Origin of the sequence: Saccharopolyspora sp. (genome assembly GCF_017434145.1) — a bacterium.
Taxonomy (GTDB): Bacteria; Actinomycetota; Actinomycetes; order Mycobacteriales; family Pseudonocardiaceae; genus Saccharopolyspora_C; species Saccharopolyspora_C galaxeae.
The window spans coordinates 1-2,020 of the sequence record NZ_JAFRFW010001034.1 but is presented as its reverse complement, the minus strand read 5'-3'; the positions used below and the strand labels follow the sequence as shown (position 1 = coordinate 2,020).

Sequence of the window (2,020 nt, the reverse complement as noted above, 5' to 3'; positions counted from 1 at the left end):
GGACGGCCCGCTGACGCTGCTGGACGAGACGACCGGCGTGCGCGCCGAAGCGGGCGAGCTGACCGTCATCGACGCGCTCGGCAAGGGCGAGGAGCTGGCCGAACGCCTCACCTGGCACACCGCGCAAGGCCGGGTGCTGGCCGGTGACGTGCCCCTCGACGAGGTCGGCACCGCGGAGCTGCGCCGCCGGATCGTGCTGGTGCACAACCAGGACCTGCTGTTCTCCGGGCCGGTGCGGGACGAACTGGACCTCGGGGGGATCGACGTGCCGAGCGCGCTGCACGCCGCGGACGCCGAGGACGTGCTCGACGCGCTCGAGGACGGCGTGCTCAGCGAGCGGGCGCGCACCCTCTCGGGCGGCCAGCGCCAACGGTTGCTGCTGGCCAGAGCGCTGTGCGCGGACGCGGACGCGCTGGTGCTGGACGAACCGACCTCCGCGGTGGACGCGCACACCGAAGCACGCATCGTGCGGCGGGTGCGGGAACTGCGCAGCGGCCGGACCACGGTGGTGCTCAGCCAAAGCCCGCTGTGGCGGACGGTGGCCGACCGGATCCGCGCCGTCGAGGGGAGTTCCGCGTGAAGCTGCCGCTGGCGAGCACGGCCGCGGTCCGCCGGTGGATGCGGGCGACGGCCGCGGCGCACCGCAGCGAGTTCACCGCGATGATGTTGCTGTTCGGCCTGACCACGCTGGTCGGGCTGATCGGGCCGCAACTGCTCGGGCACCTGGTGGACTCGGTCACCCGCGGCACCGAGCCGTGGCGGGTGGACGTGCTGGCGCTGGTGTTCCTCGGCGTCCTCGTCGCGCACGCGCTGCTGGCCCGCGCCGCCCGCTACCGCGCGGCGGTGTTCGGCGAAGCCGTGCTGGCCGAGACGCGGGAGGACGTGATCGGCCGCGCGCTGCGGCTGCCGCTGGGCACCGTGGAAGCGGCGGGTACCGGGGAGTTGCTCAGCCGTTCCACATCGGACGTGGACCGGCTGGACTTCACCGTGCGGCACGCGGCGCCGGAACTGACCGCCGCCGTGCTCACGATCCTGCTCACCGCCGCCGCGATGATCGCGACCTCGCCGCTGCTGGCCTGCGGGATGCTGGTCGCGGTGCCGCTGCTGGTGGTCTGCTGCCGCTGGTACTTCCCGCGCGCGGGCAGGTTGCTGCCGCGGATGCTGGACGCATGGGCCGGGGTGCAGTCCAGCATCCACGAAACCGTGCAGGGCTCGCGCACGATCAACTCGCTGCAGCTGGCCGGGCGGCGCCGCGCGCACAACGACCGCGCCATCGGGCGGGCGATCGATCTGGAGCGGCGGTACCGCGGGCTGCTGTCGGTCTTCTTGCCGACGCTGGAGCTGTCCTACGTCGTGCCGATCGCGGCGATCCTGCTGATCGCCGGATGGGGGCACGCGGCCGGGATCGTCGACCTCGGCACCGCGACCACCGTCGTGCTGTACGCGGCCGCGCTGTCCTCGCCGATGGACGAGCTGTTCAGCTGGCTGGAGGAATTGCAGGTCGGGCACGCGGCGCTGCGCCGGATCCTCGGCGTGCGGGAAGTGCCCGCGCCGCGCGGTCCGGACCGCGCGGCGGGCGGCGGTTCCGGCCACGACCTGGTGATTCGCGACGTGCGGTTCGCCTACCGCGCGGACCGGCAGGTGCTGCACGGCATCGACCTGCAGGTGCCTGCCGGGCAGCGGATGGTGATCGTCGGCCCGTCCGGTGCGGGCAAGTCCACGCTGGGGCTGCTGGTCGCCGGTGTGCACGCGCCCGGTTCCGGATCGGTCGCCTTCGGCGACGTGGAGATCACCACGCTGCCCACCGAGCGGGTGCGGCGCGAGGTCGTGCTGCTCACCCAGGAACACCACGTGTTCGGGTGCAGCCTGCGCGACAACCTGTCGCTGCCCGGCGAGTTCGGCGACCGGGAGCTGCTGGACGCGCTGGCGACCGTCGGTGCGCTGGAGTGGGCGCGGAGCCTGCCGGAAGGGCTGGACACCGTGCTCGGCCCGGGCGGTCACCCGGTGCCCGCGGCGGTGG

2 protein-coding genes are annotated in these 2,020 nt (G+C 73.9%); both read left to right on the top strand.

Annotation, left to right across the window (positions count from 1 at the left end; translation table 11 throughout):
• Positions 1 to 580 (top strand): ATP-binding cassette domain-containing protein (locus tag IJH84_RS28305; RefSeq protein ID WP_295151028.1); only part of this gene is annotated, 580 nt, incomplete at its 5' end.
• Positions 577 to 2,020 (top strand): ABC transporter ATP-binding protein (locus IJH84_RS28300; protein ID WP_295151026.1); only part of this gene is annotated, 1,444 nt, incomplete at its 3' end. The genes IJH84_RS28305 and IJH84_RS28300, both read left to right, overlap by 4 nt.